Origin of the sequence: Kosakonia sp. R1.Fl (assembly GCF_023516815.1) — a bacterium.
Lineage (GTDB): Bacteria > Pseudomonadota > Gammaproteobacteria > Enterobacterales > Enterobacteriaceae > Kosakonia.
Map to the genome: position 1 here is coordinate 2252538 of NZ_JAMGSQ010000001.1, position 23773 is coordinate 2276310.

The window sequence follows — 23773 nt, forward strand, 5'->3', positions numbered from 1 at the left end:
TCGCGGATAAATAATGTGTTTAACCTCAACTCCCGCCAGCGGTCAGGTGGCAGGCTACCCCAGCAATTTGTGTGCTTCGCGGGTGACGTTATCCATCTCATCGAGCAGTTCCAGAAACTCCGGTTCCAGCTCTTCGGCCGCAACGCCGCTGCGTAACTGCTGTTCAATCAACTGGCAGAGGTTTTTTAGCCGCGGTACGCCGCTGTAACCGCAACTGCCGTGCAACTTATGGATCCCTTCAGAAAGCCCTTGCGGCGCTTCGCCAACCAGCTGTTCTTCCACCATATTGCGGATCTCCGGCAGGAACTCGACCAGCATATGCAGCATCTCGCGCGCCAGATCCGATTTCCCGGCAGCCTGGCGCAGCGCCAGTTGCCAGTCGAGCGTGGTATCGGCGTCGACCACAATATCCGCAGGTGCTACTGCCTGTTCCGGTGGCGTCAGCCAACTGCCGATATCCGGGCCGGGCTTATAGCGGCGCAGCAGACTGCGCAGCTTGTCCTCTTCAATGGGCTTCGCCAGATAGTCATTCATCCCGGCGCTGAGCAGTTTCTCTTTTTGCCCGGCCATCGCATGGGCCGTAACGGCGATGACCGGCGTTTGCTGCTGGTGCGGCAACTGGCGAATCAGCTCGCAGGCGCGAATGCCATCCATGTCCGGCATCTGAATATCCATCAGGATCAGATCGAACTGTAGCTGGCGGGCGCGCTCAATGGCCTGTATACCGCTTTCGCACAGCTCGACATGCTGCACCTGATCTTCCAGCAACGCGCCGATGAGTTTCAGGTTGGCCGGGTTATCATCCACCGCCATTACCGCCATTGGCAGTTTTGTTTCGTCCACTGGCTGAGCCTGCGTAATGCGGGTCGCACGGCAATATTCCGTGAGCGCGGGCAGCAGGCGGGTGGTGGTCAGGGGTTTCAGCAGGCAGGCCGCCGCGCCGTCTTGTTTCAGCTCCTCGGCGTTCACCTGCGCATGGCAAGGCAGCGCTAACAGCAGGTAGTCGGTCATGGCGGCGGCTCGCGCGAGGCGGTCGTGCTGCATGTTGAGCGGCTCACGTACCGTTACCGGAATCGCCATCAGCAGAATGTCGTAATGCGCCTGCGGCAGCGCCGAGAACGACGGGCTGTAAATCACCTCCAGCGGCGTTTCGTGCAACACGTCCAGCGTGCTTTGCGCGGCTGTCGCATTGGGCTCGACATAGGCAAGGCGCTTGCCCGCCAGACAGCCGGTGGCTGGCGCTTCGCTGATGGCGTTTGGATTGAGATCGAGATTAATGTGGAACCAGAAGGTGGAGCCGCGATTCGGCTGGCTATGGAAGGAGATATCGCCGCCCATTTCATTGACCAGCCTTTGGGTTATCACCAGCCCCAGCCCGGTACCGCCGTGGCGGCGCGAGATGCTGGCATCGGCCTGACGAAATGCCTGGAACAACCGCGACTGATCGCGCTCGGGAATGCCGATGCCAGTATCGCGGATCTGCATCTCAACCTGCACTTTGTTGTTACTGATGGCGCGCTTCTCCACCACAATGTCGATATTGCCATGTTCGGTGAATTTGATGGCGTTACCGACAAGATTGGTGATCACCTGTTGCAAACGCAGCGGGTCGCCAATCACGTTATCCGGCACATCGTTTTTGATGTTCAGCGTCAGTTCCAGCCCCTTGTCGTGCGCCGAATGCGCCAGCAGGATAACCACTTCATCAAGCGTATTACGCAGCGGGAACGGAATGCTTTCCAGAATTAACTTGCCCGCCTCCAGCTTGGAGAAATCCAGCACGTCGTTAATGATCGCCAGCAGGTTGTTCGCCGAACGTTCAATCGTTAGCAGGTGATCGCGCTGCGTGGGGTTAAGCTCAGATTTCAGTGTCAGGCGGGTAAAGCCAATCACGCCGTTCAGTGGTGTGCGCAGCTCATGGGACATATTGGCGAGGAACTCAGACTTAATGCGTGCCGCTTCCTGGGCGCGTTTTTTCGCCAGATCCAACTCGACGTTCTGGATCTCCATCTGCTCCAGCGTTTCGCGCAGATCGGAAGTGGACTGGTCAATGTTGTGCTGCATCTCTTCGTGGTAGGCCGCCAGCGACATCGCCATTGAGTTGATGCCGTTTTTCAGCATATCCAGCTCACCAAGCATAAAACCTTCGACGCGGCTGTCGAGCTGCCCGCGACGAATGCGATCAACGGTGTTGACCATATTACGGATCGGGCTGGTTACGTCGCGCATTAAGCGCCAGCCGAAAATCAGCGCAATACCAATACAGAACAAAATCATCAGGCTGGAGATAAAAATCTCTTTGTACTGCTGTAAACGTACCGATTTGAGATCCAGCTCCAGCGCCACATAACCAAGCATGTTGCCGGTAATTTTATCCACTGGTAGCGCGGTGTTGGTTTGCGTAAATCCTTCGGAAAGAATGGGCGTGCGCAGGATCATCACATCGCCGCGCCGGGAGACGCTGAGCCTGCGCGGAAAAGGTTGCCCTTCCGCCAGCCGGAGATTATCGCCATCAAGCTGGAAATTAGAGGAAACGAATACGTTATTCTGCCCATCGTAAATGGAAATTGCCCGCACAATATCGGAATGGCGGCGATGCAAAACGCTCACCAGTTGGCCTATCGCATCTTTGTCCTGCAACGTCATGCTGTATTCGCTGGAGACCGCCAGCGGCTCAATGATGCTGGCACCGGCGTCTTCCAGTTGACGCTGCAAATCGTTATAGCGGTGAACGACAAAGAAGATGCTGAGCAACACACCGATAAGCACGGTGGGCGCCAGAATCAGGATCATCATGCGTGCGCGCAAGCTGTAGTTGGTCATGGAGTTCCGTTATGGGAGAATTAGGCCATTAATCTGTAAATGAGATAAATCCCTGCAATGGCGCAATTCTACTCTGCAAAACGACGTGTGACGACTAGTCAAAAAGTAACCGTAACCGTAACTGATCTTGATCCCTTTGGGCAGGGGGTTGCGCGCCATAACGGGAAAGCGCTGTTCATCCCCGGGCTGTTACCTGGCGAAACGGCGGACATTGTGCTGAAAGAGGAGAAGCGGCAGTTTTCACGCGGTGAGGTGAAACGTCGCCTGAATGATAGCGACGAGCGCGTTACGCCGCTGTGCCCGCATTTTGGCGTCTGCGGTGGCTGCCAGCAGCAGCATGCCAGTATTGCCCTGCAACAGCGCAGCAAAAGTGCGGCGCTGGCGCGTTTGATGAAACGGGACGTCGATGAAGTGATTGCAGGCGAACCCTGGGGCTATCGCCGCCGCGCGCGGCTCAGCCTGAGCTGGCAGCCCAAAAGTCAGTGTCTGGATATGGGGTTTCGTAAAGCGGGCGGCAACGACATTATTAATGTCACCCGCTGCCCGGTGTTGGTGCCCCGTCTTGAGGCATTACTGGCGCCGCTGCGCGAATGCCTGAGCGGGTTGCAGGCCGTGCGTCAGCTTGGCCATGTTGAGCTGGTGGAAGCCGATAATGGCCCATTAATGGTTTTGCGTCACACTGTTGCATTAAGTGCAACAGACAGAGAAAAACTGGAACAGTTTTCGCATTCTCAGGAACTCTCTCTGTATCTCGCGCCACAAAGCGAGATACTAGAACAGGTTAGCGGAGAATCTCCCTGGTACAGCTCTGACGGGCTACGCTTAACGTTCAGCCCGCGGGACTTTATTCAGGTTAACGATGGTGTTAACCAGCAGATGGTGGCGCGAGCGCTGGAGTGGCTTGATGTGCAGCCCGGCGACCGGGTGCTGGATCTGTTCTGCGGCATGGGCAATTTCACGCTACCGCTGGCAAAACGCGCGGCCAGCGTGGTCGGCGTGGAAGGCGTCGCCGATTTGGTGGCGAAAGCGAAGGATAACGCGCAACAGAATGGCTTGCAGAATGTGACATTCTTTCATGAAAATCTGGAGGAAGATGTCACGAAACAGCCCTGGGCAAGCCGTGGTTTTGACAAAGTTTTACTCGACCCGGCACGCGCAGGCGCTGCCGGAGTGATGAAACATATTCTAAAATTGTCGCCGGACAGAGTGGTGTACGTTTCCTGTAACCCCGCCACCCTTGCCCGCGACAGTGAAGCGCTATTGGATGCGGGTTACCAGATCCAGCGGCTGGCGATGCTGGACATGTTCCCGCACACTGGCCACCTGGAATCGATGGTGTTGTTTGTGAATCACAAATGATTAATTTCGGCTTGTCGAGTTCGACAGGCCCGGTCCCTGAAAGGAGAGGACAATGGTTGCGGTACGCAGTGCGCATTTGAACAAAGCGGGTGAATTCGATCCGGCCAAATGGATCGCGAGTCTGGGCATCACCAGTCAGCCGTCGTGTGAACGCTTAACCGAAACCTGGGCATATTGTCTGCGACAAACACAGGGACACCCGAACGCGGAATTACTGCTGTGGCGCGGTGTCGAGATGGTGGAGATCCTCTCCATGCTGAGCATGGATACCGACACGCTGCGTGCGGCGCTGCTGTTCCCGCTGGCCGATGCGGAAGTGGTCAGCGAAGAGGTGCTGCGCGAAAGCGTCGGCACGTCGGTGGTCAACCTGATCCATGGCGTACGCGATATGGCGGCTATCCGCCAGTTGAAAGCCACCCACACCGATTCCGTCTCCTCCGAACAAGTCGATAACGTTCGTCGTATGCTGCTGGCGATGGTGGATGATTTCCGCTGCGTAGTTATCAAGCTGGCGGAACGTATCGCCCATCTGCGCGAAGTGAAAGATGCGCCGGAAGATGAGCGCGTACTGGCGGCGAAAGAGTGTACTAATATCTACGCGCCGCTGGCGAACCGGCTGGGCATCGGGCAGCTCAAATGGGAACTGGAAGATTACTGCTTCCGTTATCTGCATCCGGCGGAGTACAAACGCATCGCCAAGCTGCTGCACGAACGCCGTATCGATCGCGAACACTACATTGACGAATTTGTTGGGCATTTGCGTGCCGAAATGAAGACCGAAGGCGTCAAAGCGGAAGTGTATGGCCGCCCGAAACACATCTACAGCATCTGGCGCAAAATGCAGAAAAAACACCTCGCCTTTGATGAGCTGTTTGATGTGCGCGCCGTGCGTATCGTCGCTGAGCGTTTACAGGACTGCTACGCTGCGCTCGGGATCGTACACACCCATTACCGCCATCTGCCGGATGAGTTTGACGACTACGTCGCTAACCCAAAGCCGAACGGTTACCAGTCTATCCACACGGTGGTACTTGGGCCGGGCGGTAAAACCGTTGAAATCCAGATTCGTACCCGCCAGATGCATGAAGATGCAGAGCTTGGCGTCGCTGCGCACTGGAAGTACAAAGAGGGCACTGCTACCGTTGGCGGCCCGCGTTCGGCGCACGAAGACCGCATTGCATGGCTACGTAAACTGATCGCCTGGCAGGAAGAGATGGCCGATTCCGGCGAGATGCTCGATGAAGTTCGCAGCCAGGTGTTCGACGACCGCGTGTATGTCTTTACCCCGAAAGGTGATGTGGTGGACTTGCCTGCCGGCTCGACGCCGTTGGATTTTGCTTACCATATTCACAGCGATGTCGGGCACCGCTGCATTGGCGCCAAGATTGGCGGGCGCATCGTGCCGTTCACTTATCAGTTGCAGATGGGCGATCAGATCGAAATTATCACCCAGAAGCAACCGAACCCAAGCCGTGACTGGCTGAACCCGAACCTGGGCTATGTGACCACCAGCCGTGGGCGCTCAAAGATCCACGCCTGGTTCCGCAAACAGGATCGCGACAAAAACATTCTGGCGGGGCGTCAGATCCTCGACGATGAGCTGGCGCATCTTGGCATCAGCCTGAAAGAGGCGGAAAAATTCCTGCTGCCGCGCTACAACTTCAACGAGCTGGACGAGTTGCTGGCGGCGATTGGCGGCGGCGATATCCGTCTCAATCAGATGGTGAATTTCCTGCAATCGCAGTTCAATAAGCCGAGCGCAGAGGAGCAGGACGCCGCCGCGCTGAAGCAGCTGCAGCAGAAAACGTACACGCCGCAAAGCCGCAGCAAAGACAATGGCCGCGTTGTTGTCGAAGGCGTAGGTAATCTGATGCACCATATCGCGCGGTGCTGCCAACCAATCCCGGGGGATGAGATAGTCGGTTTTATCACTCAGGGGCGTGGGATCTCCATTCACCGCGCCGACTGTGATCAGCTGGAAGAGCTGCGTAACGTGGCCCCGGAACGTATCGTTGATGCCGTCTGGGGCGAAAGCTACTCGGCGGGTTACTCGCTGGTGGTGCGCGTCACGGCGAACGACCGTAGCGGTCTGCTGCGCGACATCACCACCATTCTCGCCAATGAGAAGGTGAACGTGCTCGGCGTCGCCAGTCGCAGCGACACCAAAGAACAGCTGGCCACCATCGATATGAATATCGAAATCTACAACCTGCAAGTGCTGGGCCGCGTGCTCGGCAAACTCAACCAGGTGCCGGACGTCATCGACGCTCGCCGCCTGCACGGTGGCTGATTTTCTCTTCATCCGAGCCTCGCCTTGATGGGCGAGGCTCAACACTTATTACCAGGGATTTCTCATGACTCAAATCGATCGTCTGCTCGGGATTATGCAACGCCTGCGCGACCCGGAAAACGGCTGCCCGTGGGACAAAGAGCAGACTTACGCCACCATTGCGCCTTACACGCTGGAAGAGACGTACGAAGTGCTGGACGCGATTTCGCGCGAAGATTTTGACGACTTACGCGGCGAACTGGGTGACCTGCTGTTCCAGGTGGTTTTTTATGCGCAGATGGCGCAGGAAGAAGGGCGTTTCGATTTCAACGACATTTGCGCTGCCATCAGCGACAAACTGGAGCGTCGTCACCCGCATATTTTCGGTGATGCGCATGCGGGAAACAGCACGGAAGTGCTGGTGCGTTGGGAGCAAATTAAAAGCGAAGAGCGCGCGGAAAAATCTCAGCACTCGGCGCTGGACGATATTCCCCACAGCCTGCCTGCGCTGATGCGCGCGCACAAAATCCAGAAACGCTGCTCGACTGTCGGCTTTGACTGGACGTCGCTTGGCCCGGTGCTCGACAAAGTGTACGAAGAGATCGACGAAGTCATGGACGAAGCCAAACAAGCGGTGGTAGACGAAGCGAAACTGGAAGAAGAGGTCGGCGATTTGTTGTTCGCGACAGTCAACCTTTCGCGTCATCTTGGCGTCAAAGCGGAAGTGGCATTGCAAAAAGCCAACCTGAAATTTGAGCGGCGTTTTCGTGAAGTTGAACGCATTGTGCGCGAACGCGGTCTGGAAATGACCGGTGTAGATCTGGAAACAATGGAAAATGTCTGGCAACAAGTAAAACGCCAGGAACATGATCTTTAAAGCATTTATTCCAGTAAGCGCGATTTGTGTGATTTTTAAAATAACAAGCGCTTGATTTGCGTCAAAAACATTTACCCAAAAGTGGCTATTTTCACACTCCTTAAGTTTGTTGAAATGCCTTGAGAATCGCCTCTTCGAGTAATTCGGGTCGCAGCAAGGCGGCAACCGAGCGAATCTTCAGACGCAGCAAAATGTGCCGCGTCTGGGGTGAGCGACAGAAGCCAATGCAGATGCGGCCTGAAGAACAGAGGAGAGGGGCAATGAAAGTTTGTGGCGTAGACCATCATCGGGTATACTGCTTTCCCGTCCTGGTTATTCCATCGTCTTTTAAACCTAACTTCTCAGGTTCAGCATGACAACGAACTATATTTTTGTGACCGGCGGGGTCGTATCCTCTCTGGGTAAAGGCATTGCCGCAGCCTCCCTGGCAGCCATTCTTGAAGCCCGTGGCCTCAACGTCACCATGATGAAATTGGATCCGTACATTAACGTCGATCCAGGGACCATGAGTCCAATCCAGCATGGTGAAGTGTTCGTTACCGAAGACGGCGCTGAAACCGATCTGGATTTGGGTCACTACGAGCGTTTTATCCGCACCAAAATGACCCGTCGCAACAACTTCACCACTGGTCGTATCTACTCTGAGGTTCTGCGTAAAGAGCGTCGTGGCGACTATTTGGGCGCAACCGTACAGGTTATTCCGCACATCACCAACGCGATTAAAGAGCGCATTATTGCCGGTGGCGAAGGCCATGACGTTGCGCTGGTTGAAATCGGCGGTACGGTGGGTGACATCGAATCCCTGCCATTCCTTGAAGCTATCCGTCAGATGGCGGTAGAAGTGGGCCGTGAGCGCACTCTCTACATGCACCTGACGCTGGTGCCTTATATGGCGGCTTCCGGTGAAGTGAAAACCAAACCGACGCAGCACTCTGTGAAAGAGCTGCTCTCTATCGGTATTCAGCCAGATATTCTGATTTGCCGTTCCGATCGCGCGGTTCCTGCTAATGAACGCGCAAAAATTGCTTTGTTCTGTAACGTTCCAGAAAAAGCTGTGATTTCTCTGAAAGACGTCGATTCCATTTATAAAATCCCGGGCCTGTTGAAATCCCAGGGGCTGGACGATTATATTTGTAAACGATTCAGCTTGAACTGTCCGGAAGCAAACCTGGCCGAATGGGAACAGGTTATTTATGAAGAAGCGAATCCGTCAGGCGAAGTCACCATTGGTATGGTCGGTAAGTACATTGAACTTCCGGACGCATATAAATCGGTTATTGAAGCACTGAAACACGGTGGCCTGAAAAACCGCGTAACCGTTAACATCAAGCTGATTGACTCGCAGGATGTTGAAACGCGCGGCGTAGAGATCCTGAAAGGTCTTGATGCCATTCTTATCCCTGGCGGCTTCGGCTACCGCGGTGTGGAAGGCAAGATCGCCACCGCACGCTATGCGCGTGAAAACAATATTCCTTACCTGGGTATTTGCCTGGGTATGCAGGTTGCGTTGATTGAATTCGCTCGTAACGTAGTCGGAATGGAGAACGCCAACTCCACGGAATTTGTGCCAGACTGTAAATACCCGGTTGTGGCGCTTATTACCGAATGGCGTGACGAAGACGGCAACGTTGAGCAGCGTTCGGAGAAGAGCGATCTCGGTGGCACCATGCGCCTCGGCGCACAGCAGTGCCAGCTTGGTGATGACAGCCTGGTTCGCCAGCTGTATGGCGCGCCAACCATTATCGAACGCCATCGCCATCGTTACGAAGTCAACAACATGCTGTTGAAACAAATCGAAGCTGCGGGTCTGCGTGTTGCGGGCCGTTCCGGGGATGATCAGTTGGTCGAGATCATCGAAGTGCCGAATCATCCGTGGTTCGTCGCTTGTCAGTTCCACCCGGAATTTACTTCTACGCCGCGTGATGGACATCCGCTGTTTGCCGGTTTTGTGAAAGCCGCCAGCGAGTATCAGAAGCGCCAGGCGAAGTAAAAAAGTTACAACAGCAACGCGTACCATCGGTACGCGTTGTTTGTCTGGAGTTTTAGTTTAACTTGTACTGAGGAAAACCTAATGTCCAAAATCGTTAAAGTCATCGGTCGTGAAATCATCGACTCCCGTGGTAACCCGACTGTTGAAGCCGAAGTACACCTGGAAGGTGGTTTCGTAGGTCTGGCTGCTGCGCCGTCAGGTGCTTCCACTGGTTCCCGCGAAGCGCTGGAACTGCGCGATGGCGACAAATCCCGCTTCATGGGTAAAGGCGTACTGAAAGCGGTTGGCGCGGTTAACGGCCCGATCGCTCAGGCAATCCTGGGTAAAGACGCGAAAGACCAAGCCGGCATCGACAAAATCATGATCGATCTGGATGGTACCGAAAACAAATCCAACTTCGGCGCGAACGCAATCCTGGCTGTTTCTCTGGCTACCGCTAAAGCTGCTGCTGCTTCTAAAGGCCTGCCGCTGTACGCACACATCGCTGAACTGAATGGCACCCCGGGTAAATACTCCATGCCGGTTCCGATGATGAACATCATCAACGGTGGTGAGCACGCTGATAACAACGTCGACATTCAGGAATTCATGATTCAGCCGGTTGGCGCGAAAACCCTGAAAGAAGCTGTACGTATGGGTTCAGAAGTGTTCCATAACTTGGCGAAAGTACTGAAATCCAAAGGCATGAACACCGCTGTGGGTGACGAAGGTGGCTACGCGCCGAACTTGGGTTCCAACGCAGAAGCACTGGCTGTTATCGCTGAAGCGGTTAAAGCTGCGGGCTACGAGCTGGGCAAAGACATCACTCTGGCGATGGACTGTGCAGCATCTGAGTTCTACAAAGACGGTAAATACGTTCTTGCTGGCGAAGGCAACAAAGCGTTCACCTCTGAAGAGTTCACTCACTTCCTGGAAGATCTGACCAAACAGTATCCGATCGTTTCCATCGAAGATGGTCTGGACGAATCTGACTGGGCTGGCTTTGCTTACCAGACCAAAGTGCTGGGCGACAAAATCCAGCTGGTGGGCGACGATCTGTTCGTAACCAACACCAAGATCCTGAAAGAAGGCATCGAAAAAGGCATCGTTAACTCCATCCTGATCAAATTCAACCAGATCGGTTCTCTGACCGAAACGCTGGCTGCGATCAAAATGGCGAAAGACGCTGGCTACACCGCTGTCATCTCTCACCGTTCTGGCGAAACTGAAGACGCTACCATCGCTGACCTGGCTGTTGGTACCGCTGCAGGCCAGATCAAAACCGGTTCTATGAGCCGTTCTGACCGCGTTGCTAAATACAACCAGCTGATTCGTATCGAAGAAGCGCTGGGTGAACAAGCACCGTTCAACGGTCGTAAAGAGATCAAAGGCCAGGCGTAATCGCTAAGCGTTGATCAAATAAAAATGCCAGTCAGTTGACTGGCATTTTTTTTGGGTTTTTGACTATTTAAAATCGACTTCCATCTGCTGCGGTATCGTCAGGCCGCGCGTTGTTTGCACGCAGCGGGCGATATAATCGGTAAAGCGCGGCGGCTTCGGCATACCCATGCTGAGCAGCTTGTCATTGCTGAAACGCACGTTAAGCGTGGCAAACGCTCCGTAAAGACGCATCGCTTTCAACATCAGGCGCTCGTTGCACGGCCCGAAGATATCCTTCAGCTCGCGGCGCATTTTCACCAGTGTTTCATAGCTAACCTGCGCGTATTTATCGCCAACCGGCGCTTTTTCCAGCGCTTTCGCCATTGCCCTGTCGATATCGGCAAAGCGGACGCTATTCTCTTCGCCAGCCGAGATATGCACCACTTCACCCTGTGCAATCTCTCCGCTAAGCAGCATCAGCAGCGCATCGGCGCAGTAATCCACCGGGATCACATCCACGCGATCTTCCAGCGAACACATAAATTTTTGCAGCATCAGCCCCATGCTGAACACCCAGAAGATACTGGTAGACGGAGTGCAACCGTGGCTGGTGTGGCCGACGACAATCGATGGCCGTGCGATCACCAGCGGCAACTGCGGGCACTCTTTGCGCATCAGTTGTTCGATAGTGGATTTGGAGTGCGTATAGGTCACCAGGTGCTCGGCATTCTCGCGAAACTCACTGCTTTCCGGTACCAGTGAATCCGGCTCCGGGGTACACGACATCGCGGTGCCAACGTGCAGAAAACGCTGTAACCCGGCAACCTGCGACATCCGGCGCGCAAATGTCAGCGTGCCTTCCACGTTGACTTTCCACACCAGCGGATTGTTACCAAAAGAGGCCACCGCTGCGCAGTTCAGCACGTGGGTGACATTTTCCAGACGCGGATCGGCAATAAAACCTTCTGGTTCGCCCAAATCGCCGAGCAGGATCTGCGTCGTCGAAAGCGAGTTCAGCACCTCATCACTGAGGTTGAATTTGCGCATATTGCTTTTAACGCGCGCAAGCCCGGCTTCGCTATCTTCGGCGCGAACCAGCAGCAATAAATTCATCGGTAGATTGTCGTGAAGAATTTTTTCTAATACCGCCCCGCCAAGAAACCCAGTGACACCCGTAATCAATAATGTATTCATCAACGCTTTCTCATCATGGTTGTTGTGGCGGATTGTAGGCACAGAAAGCTAAACGCCATATCAATAAAATGGCGTACAAAAACGGGGTTTCTTAAGCTGGTTTTAAGGAAGAAAACGCGGGGGATTTGTCTACGACAACCAATAAAATAAAAAGATTCCGCCACGTTTCGGAAAATATTTATATCGATGATATTTAATGGATTATTTTTAGTTTGTTAGCCTGCAAATTATTTGTGAATTCAATTCAAAATGTAAAATAAATAATATCTGGTTACACCATTTCTTTTGCGCTTTATGGCTCACCAGTTCCCCGAAGCGCCGCCGCCGTCACTTGAACCGCCACCACCGCTGGAACTGTCGCTACTGCTATGGCTGGAACTTTCGCTGCTGGTGTAATGAGTTGTGTCGGTACTGGCCTCGCCTCCACGTGAATAATTGAGCTGCCTGCTCTCACGATATTTTTGCCGGCCTGCGGTGGTAAGCCGCTGCGGGTAGAGCAACCATACGCACAAAATCATCAGCAAAATAAAGGCGGGCACGGCAGCGCAGAATATCGTAAAAGGCAGCAGCAAAGGGTGTTGTTCACTGTAAGCGAACAAAATCACGGCCAGAGGGCAGGCGATAAGAAACAGTCCTGTCAGCGTGAGGATTTTGCCTTTGACCGTCAGGGCAATGATAACCACCGCCAATATAATTAAACTCTTCCACAGGGAAAACCAGGCAGCCATTTGCTGGAAAAATGACGGGGGTTGAGCTTTGGGCAGTGGCTGGCTGGCAAGCACGGTGCTGATCCCCTCAACGCCGCGCACAATTCCGGTATTCAGGTCATTCTGCCGGAAGGCTGGAATCATATATTCATCAATGATTTGCTTTGCCAGCGCGTTGGTTAACATGCCCTCCAGGCGCTTCCTACCTCGATACGTACTTTTCTGTCCTGCCAGGCGACCAGCACCAGCACGCCATCATTACGCCGGGCATCGCCAGGCCGCCAGCGGTTAAAAACCGCGTTGGCAAAGTGTTCAATGGTTTCGCCATTTGTCGTGGATATCAGCAGTACGGCGGTTTGTGTACCCGTGCGGGCATTCAGATCGCTCACCTGCTGGATAAGCGCCTTACGCTGCCAGAGGCTTAACTGATTTTCGGCATCGTTAACCACGCCATTCATCGGTGGAACAGGCACAGCCAGCGCCGGAAGGGTCAAACTCAGCACCAGCAGCAGTGCCAATATGCGCGCCATTTGCATCATCCTTGCGGGCAAACCAGAGAAAGAACCGCCATAGGATAGCGGCTGAAAGCCGGTAATGACAATTTGCCATAATTGATAGTTTTCATTATCAGCAGGTTAAATAGCCCGCCGTGCGCGGCGCAAATGGCACATGATCCCCTGCGGGTTATCTGCAATAATGGCGTTTTTCCCTGCTAATAAGAGCGACGATGCAGTACCCGATTAACGAGATGTTCCAGACCCTGCAAGGCGAGGGTTACTTCACCGGCGTTCCCGCCATTTTTATTCGTTTACAGGGATGCCCGGTTGGTTGCGCCTGGTGCGATACCAAACACACCTGGGATAAGCTCGCGGATCGGGAGGTGTCGCTGTACAGCATTCTCGCGAAGACCAAAGAGAGCGACAAATGGGGCGCGGCAAGCAGTGAAGATCTGCTCGCCATTATTCAGCGCCAGGGCTGGACTGCGCGCCATGTGGTGATTACCGGCGGTGAGCCCTGCATTCACGATCTCACCCCGTTGACTACGTTGCTGGAGCACAATGGCTTTAGCTGTCAGATTGAAACCAGCGGCACGCACGAGGTTCGTACGTCGCACACTACCTGGGTCACCGTATCGCCGAAAGTGAATATGCGCGGCGGTTATGATGTCCTCCAGCAGGCGCTGGAACGCGCCGATGAGATTAAGCACCCTGTTGGCCGCCTGCGCGATATTGAAGCGCTGGACGAGCTTTTGGCGCAACTGCACGATGATAAGCAGCGGGTCATCGCCTTGCAGCCGATAAGCCAGAAAGAGGATGCGACGCGCTTGTGTATTGAAACCTGTATCGCCCGCAACTGGCGACTGTCGATGCAGACACACAAATATCTCAATATTGCTTAATACAAACCCGCCACTGGCGGGTTTTTTAATACAGCAAAGGGAAAATAAAGTGATTATTCCGAAGTGAATTCTCGTGATAATTTAACTTTGACCTTTATCAAGTGCCATTTTATTTATCTGTGTTAGAAAACGTCCGGTTACGATATTTAAATATTGCAAAAGGTCGCTTCATTATTATGGGGCGCTGCCTTATTTTTCTAAAAGGATTTTGGAACAAGCAATGTCAATGAGATCAATTAATAATTTTTCGCTGGACTTTTTTTCCTTACAGGGGAAAACCGCTATTGTCACCGGCGGTAATAGTGGATTAGGACAGGCATTTTCCGTTGCGCTGGCAAAAGCCGGGGCAAATGTTTTTATTCCGGCGATTACCTCAGACGGTGGGGAAACAGAAGAAGCCATTAAACAGCAGGGCGTAGATGTTGAATTTATGGAAATTGATATTACCGCCGAAGGCGCACCGCAAAAGATAATCAGCGCCTGCTGTGAACGCTTCGGTACGGTTGATATTTTGGTGAATAACGCGGGTATCTGCAAAATGAATAATGTCTGGCAGTTTAATCGCGCTGATTGGGATCCGATGATTAACGTCAATCTGACGGCCGCCTTTGAATTATGTCATGAAGCGGCAAAAGTGATGGCGAAAAACCTTCGCGGAAAAATTATCAATATTTGCTCGGTGCGCTCATTTTTAGGTCAACAGGGATCGCCGGCCTATTCCGCGACAAAACATGCGCTGGCCGGTTTAACAAAAGCCTATTGTGACGAATTAGCGCAATTTAATATTCAGGTAAACGGTATTGCGCCGGGATATTTCTCCACGGATATCACGCAAATAATTCGTAGCGATCGCAAGCAATATAAATGGGGAATTGATCACACACCGGCTATGCGCTGGGGAGATACGCAGGATTTAATGGGCGCAGTCATATTTCTCGCCAGCCGCGCCTCGGATTTTGTCAATGGTCATTTATTAGTCGTCGATGGCGGTTATCTGGTGCGTTAAACACACTGGTGTGTGAGCGGAGCCGATAAAGCGTGGGCAAATGTGCTGTCAACCCGCAGACCAGCGAGAACGGCTCGCAGGTTGACGGCACGAAAGTCTGTTATTCGCCGCGATAAACGCAGCCCGCCGTGCAGGTCTCTTTTACCATCACCGCGCTCAGCAGCGGCACCACCGGTTTCATCTGATCCCAAATCCATTTCGCCAGCACTTCGCTGGTGGGGTTTTCCAGCCCCGGGATCTCATTCAAATAGTAGTGATCCAGGCGCTCGTAAAGCGGCTTAAACGCAGCTTTCAGCTCAGCGAAGTCCATTATCCAGCCGGTATAAGGATCCACCTCGCCGGTGATCTCCAGGCGCACCATAAACGAGTGGCCATGCAGACGACCGCATTTGTGCCCCTGCGGGACATGCGGCAGGTGATGAGCGGCTTCGAAAGTGAAATCTTTAAACAACGTGGTCGACATAATGAACTCTCAGGCTTACAAAAAACCGCCGCATGGTAGCGGAAATGACCTTTTTTAGCATTAATTAAAATCACTAAAAGCGGTTACGGCAGAAGCCGAACCGCAATACATTCGTTTTATCAATGTAATTCAATAAGTTATTTAACCTGTTTTAGTGTTAACAACTATAACTAAAACAGGTTAGTCCATTTGGTTATTTATTATTTCCAACCTTTCTTTAATTGTTATTATCCCCACCGTTAACCTTAGTTTCACTTCACTTTTTTAAAATTATATCCCCATGGATTTCGCGGCGTTGGCGCGTTCACAGGCTGCGCGAAAGACGAAAGGGAATTGCTACTGGAACAATACGACGCATGACGACCCAGGTCCCACCTTCCGCGTTGCTTCCGCTTAACCCGGAGCAACTGGCGCGCCTCCAGGCGGCCACCACTGATTTAACACCCACCCAGCTCGCCTGGGTTTCCGGCTATTTCTGGGGCGTGCTGAATCAGCAGCCAACTGGCGCAACGGTCGCTGCGACGCCGGTCGCAGAAGCGTCCTCGATTACGCTGATTTCCGCCTCGCAGACCGGTAACGCCCGCCGTGTAGCCGAAGCGCTGCGCGATGACTTATTGGCGGCGAAACTCAATGTCACGCTGGTCAACGCGGGCGACTATAAATTCAAACAGATCGCCAATGAAAAACTGCTGATCGTAGTTGCTTCAACGCAGGGTGAAGGGGAAGCGCCGGAAGAAGCTGTTGCGCTGCATAAGTTCCTGTTCTCGAAAAAAGCGCCAAAACTGGATGGCACCGCTTTTGCGGTCTTCGGTCTGGGTGACACCTCGTATGAGTTTTTCTGCCAGGCCGGGAAAGATTTCGACAGCAAGCTGGCGGAACTGGGTGCTGAACGTCTGCTGGATCGCGTTGATGCCGATGTGGAGTACCAGGCCGCCGCCGCAGAGTGGCGCGCCCGTGTGGTTGAGGTGCTGAAAGGCCGTGCGCCAGCCTCTTCGCCTGCGCAAACCGCTGTCGCCGCCAGTGGTGCGGTGAATGAAATCGTCTCCAGCCCGTACACCAAAGAAGCACCGCTGAGTGCAAGCCTGTCGGTTAACCAGAAAATCACCGGGCGTAATTCAGAAAAAGATGTGCGTCACATCGAAATCGATTTGGGCGACTCCGGTCTGCGTTACCAGCCGGGCGATGCCCTCGGCGTCTGGTATCAGAACGATCCAGCGTTAGTCAAAGAGCTGGTTGAGCTGCTGTGGCTGAAAGGCGATGAGCCCGTCACGGTCGATGGTAAAACCCTGCCGCTTGCCGAAGCGTTGCAGTGGCATTTCGAATTGACGGTCAACACTGCCAATATCGTGGAAAACTACGCCACCCTGACGCGCAGCGAATCACTCCTGCCGCTGGTCGGTGATAAAGCGCAGTTGCAACACTACGCCGCGACCACGCCGATTGTCGATATGGTGCGTTTCTCTCCGGCGCAACTGGATGCGGATGCGCTGATTGGCCTGCTGCGCCCGCTGACGCCGCGCCTTTACTCCATTGCTTCTTCGCAGGCAGAAGTGGAGAGTGAAGTACATATCACAGTTGGCGTGGTGCGTTATGACGTCGAAGGCCGAGCCCGTGCGGGCGGTGCCTCCAGCTTCCTCGCCGATCGCGTAGAAGAAGAGGGTGAAGTTCGCGTATTTATCGAGCATAACGATAACTTCCGTTTGCCGGCGAACCCGCAAACGCCGGTGATCATGATTGGGCCGGGCACCGGTATTGCGCCGTTCCGCGCCTTTATGCAGCAGCGCGCCGCCGATGACGCGCCAGGCAAAAACTGGTTGTTCTTTGGCAACCCGCACTTTACCGAAGATTTCCTCTATCAGGTTGAGTGGCAGCGCTATGTGAAAGAGGGCGTGCTGAACCGCATCGATTTGGCCTGGTCCCGCGATCAAAAAGAAAAAGTTTACGTACAAGACAAACTGCGCGAACAGGGCGCGGAACTGTGGCGCTGGATCAACGACGGCGCGCACATTTATGTCTGCGGCGACGCCAATCGCATGGCGAAAGACGTTGAGCAGGCTTTACTGGATGTGATTGCCGAATTTGGTGGCATGGACACCGAAGCGGCGGATGAATTTTTAAGTGAGCTGCGCGTTGAGCGCCGTTATCAGCGAGATGTCTACTAATGAGCGAAAAACACCCCGGCCCACTGGTGGTCGAAGGCAAACTGACCGACGCCGAACGTATGAAACGCGAAAGCAACTACCTGCGCGGTACGATTGCGGAAGATTTGCATGACGGTCTGACCGGCGGCTTCAAAGGCGACAACTTTCTGCTGATCCGTTTTCACGGCATGTATCAGCAAGACGATCGCGATATCCGCGCCGAACGTGCTGAGCAAAAGCTGGAGCCGCGCCACGCGATGATGCTGCGTTGCCGCCTGCCGGGCGGCGTTATCACCACCAAACAGTGGCAGGCGATTGATCAATTCGCCCACGACAACACCATTTACGGCAGCATCCGCCTGACCAACCGTCAGACGTTCCAGTTTCACGGCATTTTGAAGAAAAATGTGAAACCGGCGCACCAGATGCTGCACGCCGTTGGGCTGGACGCACTGGCGACCGCCAACGACATGAACCGTAACGTGCTCTGTACCTCGAACCCGTACGAATCTGAACTGCACGCAGAAGCCTACGAATGGGCGAAAAAGATCTCCGAACATCTGCTGCCGCGCACCCGGGCTTATGCCGAGATCTGGCTCGATCAGGAAAAAGTGGCAACCACGGATGAAGAGCCGATCTTAGGCCAGACTTACTTGCCGCGTAAGTTTAAAACCACGGTGGTTATCCCACCGCAGAACGACATCGATCTGCACGCCAACGATATGAACTTCGTGGCGATTGCGGAAAACGGCAAGCTGGTGGGCTTTAACCTGCTGGTTGGCGGCGGTTTGTCGATCGAGCATGGTAACAAGAAAACATATGCCCGCACGGCGAGCGAATTCGGTTATCTGCCGCTGGAGCACACGCTGGCGGTCGCGGAAGCGGTGGTTACGACGCAGCGCGACTGGGGCAACCGTACCGATCGTAAAAACGCCAAAACCAAATACACGCTGGAGCGCGTTGGCGTTGAAACCTTCAAAGCGGAAGTTGAACGCCGCGCCGGGATCAAATTTGAACCGATCCGTCCGTATGAGTTTACCGGTCGTGGCGATCGCATCGGGTGGGTGAAAGGCATCGACAATAAATGGCACCTGACGCTGTTTATTGAAAACGGCCGTATTCTGGATTACCCGGGACGACCGCTGAAAACCGGCCTGCTGGAAATTGCGAAGATCCACAAAGGCGAGTTCCGCATTACCGCTAACCAGAACCTGATCATCGCCGGTGTGCCGGAAAGCCAGAAAGCGAAGATCGAAAAACTGGCGCGCAGCCACGGGCTGATGGACGCGGTAAAACCGCAGCGCGAAAACTCCATGGCCTGTGTGTCATTCCCGACCTGCCCGCTGGCGATGGCGGAAGCCGAGCGTTTCCTGCCTTCGTTTGTCGATAAAGTCGAAGCGCTGATGGAAAAACACGGCGTGGGCGATGACCATATTGTGCTGCGTGTGACCGGCTGCCCGAACGGTTGCGGTCGTGCGATGCTGGCGGAAATCGGCCTGGTCGGCAAAGCGCCGGGGCGCTATAACTTGCATATCGGCGGTAATCGCAGTGGTACACGCATTCCGCGCATGTATCGCGAAAACATTACTGAACCCGAAATCCTGGGTGCTATCGACGAACTGGTCGCACGCTGGGCGCACGAGCGTGAAGAGGGCGAAGGTTTTGGCGACTTCACCATCCGCGCTGGAATTATCCGCCCGGTGCTCGATCCGGCGCGGGATTTCTGGGAATAACGCCTGATTCTTTCCTCCCCGATCAGGGAGGAAGAGGTGATAAGAGAGGTCAATATGTCCGTACTCGATCTGAACGCGCTAAACGAGCTGCCCAAAGTAGACCGCATACTGCAGCTTTCTGAAACCAACGCGCAGCTTGAGAAACTCAGCGCTGAAGCGCGTGTCGCCTGGGCGCTGGAAAACCTGCCGGGTGAATATGTGCTCTCCTCAAGTTTTGGTATTCAGGCGGCGGTGAGCCTGCATCTGGTCAACCAGGTGCGCCCGGATATCCCGGTGATCCTCACCGATACCGGTTATCTGTTTCCGGAAACCTACCAGTTTATCGACGAGCTCACGGACAAGCTCAAGCTGAACCTGAAAATCTACCGCGCCGAGCACAGCCCGGCCTGGCAGGAGGCGCGCTACGGCAAGCTGTGGGAGCAGGGCGTTGAAGGGATTGAAAAATACAATCACATCAACAAAGTTGAGCCGATGAACCGCGCGCTGGCCGAACTGAACGCGAAAACCTGGTTCGCCGGGCTGCGCCGCGAGCAATCCGGCAGCCGCGCCACATTGCCGGTGCTGGCTATTCAGCGCGGCGTGTTCAAAGTGCTGCCGATCATCGACTGGGATAACCGCACGGTCTACCAGTACCTGCAAAAACACGGGCTGAACTACCACCCGCTGTGGGATCAGGGCTACCTTTCGGTGGGCGACACGCATACCACCCGCAAATGGGAACCGGGCATGGCAGAAGAAGAGACCCGCTTCTTCGGCCTGAAACGCGAATGCGGGCTGCACGAAGGTTGATTTTCTCCCTCTCCTTTACCGGAGAGGGCTGTTGTTACCCCATCACACTCACATGCGCCGCCACAATGCGCCAGCCCCACGGGAACTTCACCCAGGTCTGCATCTGGCGGCCAATTTTCTCGCTGTTTTCCCGCGTAAACTCGGTGCTCGCCACCGCCATATCATCGCCAAACGTGGTGATAGTGGTATTGCGTAGCACGCGCTCAAGCCCGCTTGAGAGGCGCGCGTTGCGAAAATCGCGGATCGCGGCAATGCCGTACAGGTTTTCGGTCGCGCCGTAACGCACGGTGCGTGCGTCATCCCAGAACAGCTCGTCCAGCACATCAATATCATTGCTGATAAGCGCCTGCTCATAGCGGTAAAACGCGGTGGTCACTTCATTGAGGATCGCCGGGCGATCAACATTATCTCGGTTCATGCTGCATCCTGTGGAAAAAGAAGACCGGCCTGTTCCAGCCGCCATGCCGCCTGTAAACAGCGCGCTTCCTGCCAGGGCGCGCCAATAATTTGTACGCCTATCGGTAAACCGCAGGCGGTTTTCAGCGCCACGGTGACCACCGGCAAACCAAGAAAGGAGATTGGCTGCGTCAGCATCCCCATGCTTGCTTTTATGGGTAAATCGACACCATTGATATGCATGGTCTGCGCGCCAATCGGCGTGGCACAGCAGGGCGTTGCCGGGGCTAACAGCAGATCAACGTCATCGAAAAGCGGCAGTGTTTTGTCGCGAAACCAGGCGCGAAACCGCTGTGCCTGCGTGTACCAGGCCGAGGGGGTCATCGCGCCCGCCAGCAGGCGTTCGCGCGAATTGGGTTCGAACGCGTCAGCGTCGGTGCGCAGGGCGGGTAAATAGTGGTTACCGCCTTCCGCCGCCGACAGCAAAAAGGCCGCCGTTCGCGCCAGCTCCGCTTCCGGCAGCGTCATCGCATTGTCAGCATTCAGCGCTCGCGCCACACGACCAACGGCCTGGCGCGCATCGTCATCGCACCAGCTTGTGAAATACCCCTCCAGCACGGCGCAGCGCAGACTGCTTTCCTCATACAACTGCGGTAAGGCGGCATCACTGGCGCGATCCGATTGCCAGCGATCGTCGGGATCGTGCCCCTGCAAAGCGTCATACACCTGCGTTAAATCCTCAACGCTACGCGCCAGCGGGCCGATATGATCGAGGCTGGCGACAAACGGATGGCTACCGCTACGCGACAGACGGCCAAATGTCGGTTTCAACCCGTTAATACCGCACAGGGAGGCGGGTACGCGGATTGATCCGTTGGTGTCACTACCGAGCGAAAAATTGACCATCCCCGCGGCGACAGCCGCCGCCGAACCGCCGGACGAGCCGCCCGCGATACGCTCGGGATCGCGTGGGTTGCGCGTTGCGCCGTAGTGGCTGTTTTCGGTGGTAAAACCATAGGCGTAGGCATCCATATTCAGCGCCCCGGCGAGCATCGCGCCCGCGCGCGTCAACTGGCGAAGTGCGAAGGCATCTTCCGTAGCTGGTGACTGCTGGCTGAAGAGTTTCGCCCCGGCAAGCGTGGTGACACCTTCGATATCAAACAGGTTTTTCACCGCATAGGGTACGCCTGCCAGCGCGGGCAATGCTTCGCCCTTCGCGATTTGCCGGTCGATTTGCGTCGCTTCCGCCAGTAGCCGCGTGGCTGTGATGTCAGTAAAGGCGTTGAGGTGCGGATTGACGTGATCAATACGCGCCAGCGTCTGCTGCGCCAGTTCGCTGGCGCTAAAGGTTTTTTCCCGCAGGCCACGCTGAATATCAGCAATCGATAAAATCATAACCGGTACTCTCCCGCGCCTTCCTGGCGGTGCGGCAGCGTAAAGGCCATCAGCGGTTGCGCCATCGCGGCGATTCTGGCGAGCTGAATTTCCAGCTCGGCGCGGCGTGCGTCATCCAGCGGGACATCAAGCAGTTGTTCCATCAGCCGGATATAGGTCGGCCAGTCAAAGGGTGTATTCATCATTGCTCCTTAAAACCCTGCTGCGCTGCCGTTACTGCGCGGATCGTAAGCCCCTTCCAGCATGCCGCTGGGGTGGCGCACAATCGCCCCTGCGTGCCCGGTGGCTTCACTCATTCCCGGCAACCACTCAACGTCATGCCCCAGCGCGCGCAGCGCCTGAAAGGTCTCTTCGCTAAAGCGTCCTTCCAGTTTCAGGCTATCGGAAAGCTGCCCCCACGTGCGGCCCAGCAACCAGCGCGGGGCGCAGACTGCTTCCTGCAACGGCATGCCCTGCATGACATGGCGGGTAAAAATGGCGGCCTGCGTTTGCGGCTGCCCGTCGCCGCCCATGGTGCCGTAAACCAGCGTGCGCCCGTCTTTCAGCCGCGCGGCGGCGGGGTTTAAGGTGTGCAACGGCTGTTTGCCAGGCATCAGCGCCAGCAGATGCGCCGGATCAAGGCTAAAGGCCGCGCCACGGTTTTGCAGCAGCACGCCACTTTCCGGCAGCACCACGCCGCTGCCAAATTCGTGATAAATACTCTGGATAAACGACACCGCCAGCCCATTTTTATCGATAACCCCCATCCACACGGTATCGCCTGGCCCTTTCCCCTGGCCCCAGGGCGCGGCGCGTTGCTCATCAATGCTGGCCGCCAGTTGCTCCAGCGGCGCTTGTTCCAGCAGGCTCTGTACTGGCAGCGTGACGTGGCGCGGATCGGTGATGTAGCGATCGCGCAGGCCGAAGGCTTTCTTGGTCGCTTCCACAATGCGGTGAATGGTTTGTACTTCGCTGGCCTGCGCCATCTCCAGATGGTCGGTAATGCCGAGGATGGCGAGCGATACCAGCCCCTGCGTCGGCGGCGTCATATTGAAAATTTCGCCCTGGCTATGGCTGAGCTTCAACGGCACGCGACGCTGGGCGCGATGGTTCGCCAGATCCTGGGCGGTCACGGGCAAACCCAACATCTGCATTTCACGGGCGATCACCTGCGCCAGCGAGCCACGGTAAAAGCTCTCCAGCCCTTCGGTGGCAAGCTGGGTCAGCGTGCGGGCGAGTTTCGGCTGGCAAAAGCGGCTGCCTGCCAGCGGGGCATTGCCTTGCGGTAAAAAGGTGTCTGCAAAACCGGGGATATCCACCAGTTCCGCATATTTACTTTGCGTGGCGCTGGCCTGCGACTGGGTGACCGGAATACCGTCGGCGGCGTAGCGGATCGCATCGGCCAGTAACCGTGAGAGCGGAAGCTGCCCGCCACCGAGCGCGGCAGAAACCTTCAGCGCCTCATCCCAGCCGCTGAGTGTGCCGGGTACGGTCAGCGCAGCAAGCGTCCCGCGATGGGGAATATGTGCGTGACCTGCGTAAAATTCGCGTGTCGCGTGTTGCCCGGCCGCACCGCTGGCATCGATGGCGAGCGGTTCGCCGTCAGGCGGCACAATCAACCAGAAGCCGTCGCCGCCGATGCCGTTCATGTGCGGATAGGCCACCGCAATGGTTGCCGCTGCCGCCACCATCGCTTCAATCGCGTCGCCGCCGTGGCGTAAAACTGACAACGCCGATTCGCTGGCGAGATGGTGCGGTGTCACCGCCATGCCGGAGGGGGCTATATTACTTTGCATCGTCACGCTTCCTGTTTTTGCGGGTAAGTGCAGAACACTAAGCAAGAGCTGTTCCAGATTGACGACGGGCGTTTCACTGTGTCAGCTTAGCCTGAAAC

General features: G+C 55.2%; 17 protein-coding genes and 1 pseudogene. 10 read left to right on the top strand and 8 right to left on the bottom strand.

The annotated features are described in order from the left end of the window. Positions 1–54: 54 nt before the first annotated feature. A complete protein-coding gene (barA, locus tag M8Q36_RS10445) occupies positions 55–2823 on the bottom strand; it encodes a two-component sensor histidine kinase BarA (protein WP_249880822.1) in 2769 nt (922 codons plus the stop codon). A gap of 57 nt (positions 2824–2880) precedes the next feature. Between barA and rlmD the strand changes: the two genes are divergently transcribed. The 5 genes from rlmD to eno all read left to right on the top strand — a co-directional run bounded on the left by rlmD (position 2881) and on the right by eno (position 10698). Then, positions 2881–4182, top strand: coding sequence for a 23S rRNA (uracil(1939)-C(5))-methyltransferase RlmD (rlmD, locus tag M8Q36_RS10450; RefSeq protein WP_249880823.1), 1302 nt, complete (start codon positions 2881–2883; stop codon positions 4180–4182). Between the two features lie 52 nt (positions 4183–4234). Continuing rightward, positions 4235–6472 (top strand): GTP diphosphokinase, encoded by a 2238-nt coding sequence (relA, locus tag M8Q36_RS10455; RefSeq protein ID WP_017458746.1) that lies wholly within the window; start codon positions 4235–4237, stop codon positions 6470–6472. Positions 6473–6536: 64 nt separating this feature from the next. Beyond that, positions 6537–7328, top strand: a complete 792-nt coding sequence (mazG, locus tag M8Q36_RS10460) for a nucleoside triphosphate pyrophosphohydrolase (protein ID WP_249880824.1) — start codon at positions 6537–6539, stop codon at positions 7326–7328. A 352-nt stretch (positions 7329–7680) separates the two neighbouring features. Continuing rightward, on the top strand, positions 7681–9318 hold the full coding sequence (gene pyrG, locus M8Q36_RS10465; protein ID WP_017458748.1) for a glutamine hydrolyzing CTP synthase: 1638 nt from the start codon (positions 7681–7683) through the stop codon (positions 9316–9318). An 81-nt stretch (positions 9319–9399) separates the two neighbouring features. Beyond that, positions 9400–10698, top strand: a complete 1299-nt coding sequence (eno, locus tag M8Q36_RS10470; RefSeq protein WP_065369248.1) for a phosphopyruvate hydratase — start codon at positions 9400–9402, stop codon at positions 10696–10698. A gap of 63 nt (positions 10699–10761) precedes the next feature. Here eno and M8Q36_RS10475 read toward each other — a convergent pair whose 3' ends face one another. Together M8Q36_RS10475 and M8Q36_RS25590 are read right to left on the bottom strand one after the other, a co-directional pair. Then, positions 10762–11871, bottom strand: a complete 1110-nt coding sequence (locus M8Q36_RS10475) for an SDR family oxidoreductase (protein WP_249880825.1) — start codon at positions 11869–11871, stop codon at positions 10762–10764. A gap of 299 nt (positions 11872–12170) precedes the next feature. Beyond that, positions 12171–13117, bottom strand: a pseudogene (locus M8Q36_RS25590) (TPM domain-containing protein). Positions 13118–13305: 188 nt separating this feature from the next. Between M8Q36_RS25590 and queE the strand changes: the two are divergent. Both queE and M8Q36_RS10495 read left to right on the top strand, forming a co-directional pair. Next, positions 13306–13977: a 7-carboxy-7-deazaguanine synthase QueE gene (gene queE, locus M8Q36_RS10490; RefSeq protein ID WP_249880828.1), complete on the top strand. Its 672-nt coding sequence runs from the start codon at positions 13306–13308 to the stop codon at positions 13975–13977. A gap of 220 nt (positions 13978–14197) precedes the next feature. Beyond that, complete coding sequence (locus tag M8Q36_RS10495) at positions 14198–14983, top strand: SDR family oxidoreductase (RefSeq protein WP_249880829.1); 786 nt, start codon at positions 14198–14200, stop codon at positions 14981–14983. A gap of 100 nt (positions 14984–15083) precedes the next feature. On the opposite strand, the gene queD is transcribed toward M8Q36_RS10495, so the two are convergent. After that, the gene (gene queD, locus M8Q36_RS10500) at positions 15084–15446 is read right to left on the bottom strand and encodes a 6-carboxytetrahydropterin synthase QueD (protein ID WP_017458754.1); all 363 of its coding nucleotides are present in this window, start codon (positions 15444–15446) and stop codon (positions 15084–15086) included. A gap of 356 nt (positions 15447–15802) precedes the next feature. Between queD and cysJ the strand changes: the two genes are divergently transcribed. The 3 genes from cysJ to cysH are packed head-to-tail and all read left to right on the top strand — an operon-like array spanning position 15803 to position 20109. Next, positions 15803–17608 carry an NADPH-dependent assimilatory sulfite reductase flavoprotein subunit gene (cysJ, locus tag M8Q36_RS10505; protein WP_249880830.1) on the top strand — a complete coding sequence of 602 codons (1806 nt, stop codon included), beginning with the start codon at positions 15803–15805 and terminating at the stop codon, positions 17606–17608. Next, complete coding sequence (gene cysI, locus M8Q36_RS10510) at positions 17608–19320, top strand: assimilatory sulfite reductase (NADPH) hemoprotein subunit (protein ID WP_249880831.1); 1713 nt, start codon at positions 17608–17610, stop codon at positions 19318–19320. The genes cysJ and cysI overlap by 1 nt, the downstream gene beginning before the upstream one ends. 54 nt (positions 19321–19374) lie before the next feature. Beyond that, positions 19375–20109 carry a phosphoadenosine phosphosulfate reductase gene (cysH, locus tag M8Q36_RS10515; protein ID WP_249880832.1) on the top strand — a complete coding sequence of 245 codons (735 nt, stop codon included), beginning with the start codon at positions 19375–19377 and terminating at the stop codon, positions 20107–20109. A 34-nt stretch (positions 20110–20143) separates the two neighbouring features. On the opposite strand, the gene hpxZ is transcribed toward cysH, so the two are convergent. Genes hpxZ through ggt form a run of 4 tightly spaced genes read right to left on the bottom strand, consistent with a single transcriptional unit; the run spans position 20144 to position 23675 of the window. After that, positions 20144–20527 (bottom strand): oxalurate catabolism protein HpxZ, encoded by a 384-nt coding sequence (gene hpxZ / locus M8Q36_RS10520; protein ID WP_249880833.1) that lies wholly within the window; start codon positions 20525–20527, stop codon positions 20144–20146. Then, on the bottom strand, positions 20524–21900 hold the full coding sequence (locus tag M8Q36_RS10525) for an AtzE family amidohydrolase (RefSeq protein WP_249880834.1): 1377 nt from the start codon (positions 21898–21900) through the stop codon (positions 20524–20526). The genes hpxZ and M8Q36_RS10525 overlap by 4 nt, the downstream gene beginning before the upstream one ends. After that, complete coding sequence (gene hpxX / locus M8Q36_RS10530) at positions 21897–22082, bottom strand: oxalurate catabolism protein HpxX (protein ID WP_020456672.1); 186 nt, start codon at positions 22080–22082, stop codon at positions 21897–21899. The genes M8Q36_RS10525 and hpxX overlap by 4 nt, the downstream gene beginning before the upstream one ends. A 9-nt stretch (positions 22083–22091) precedes the next feature. Beyond that, on the bottom strand, positions 22092–23675 hold the full coding sequence (gene ggt / locus M8Q36_RS10535; RefSeq protein WP_249880835.1) for a gamma-glutamyltransferase: 1584 nt from the start codon (positions 23673–23675) through the stop codon (positions 22092–22094). Positions 23676–23773 lie beyond the last annotated feature (98 nt).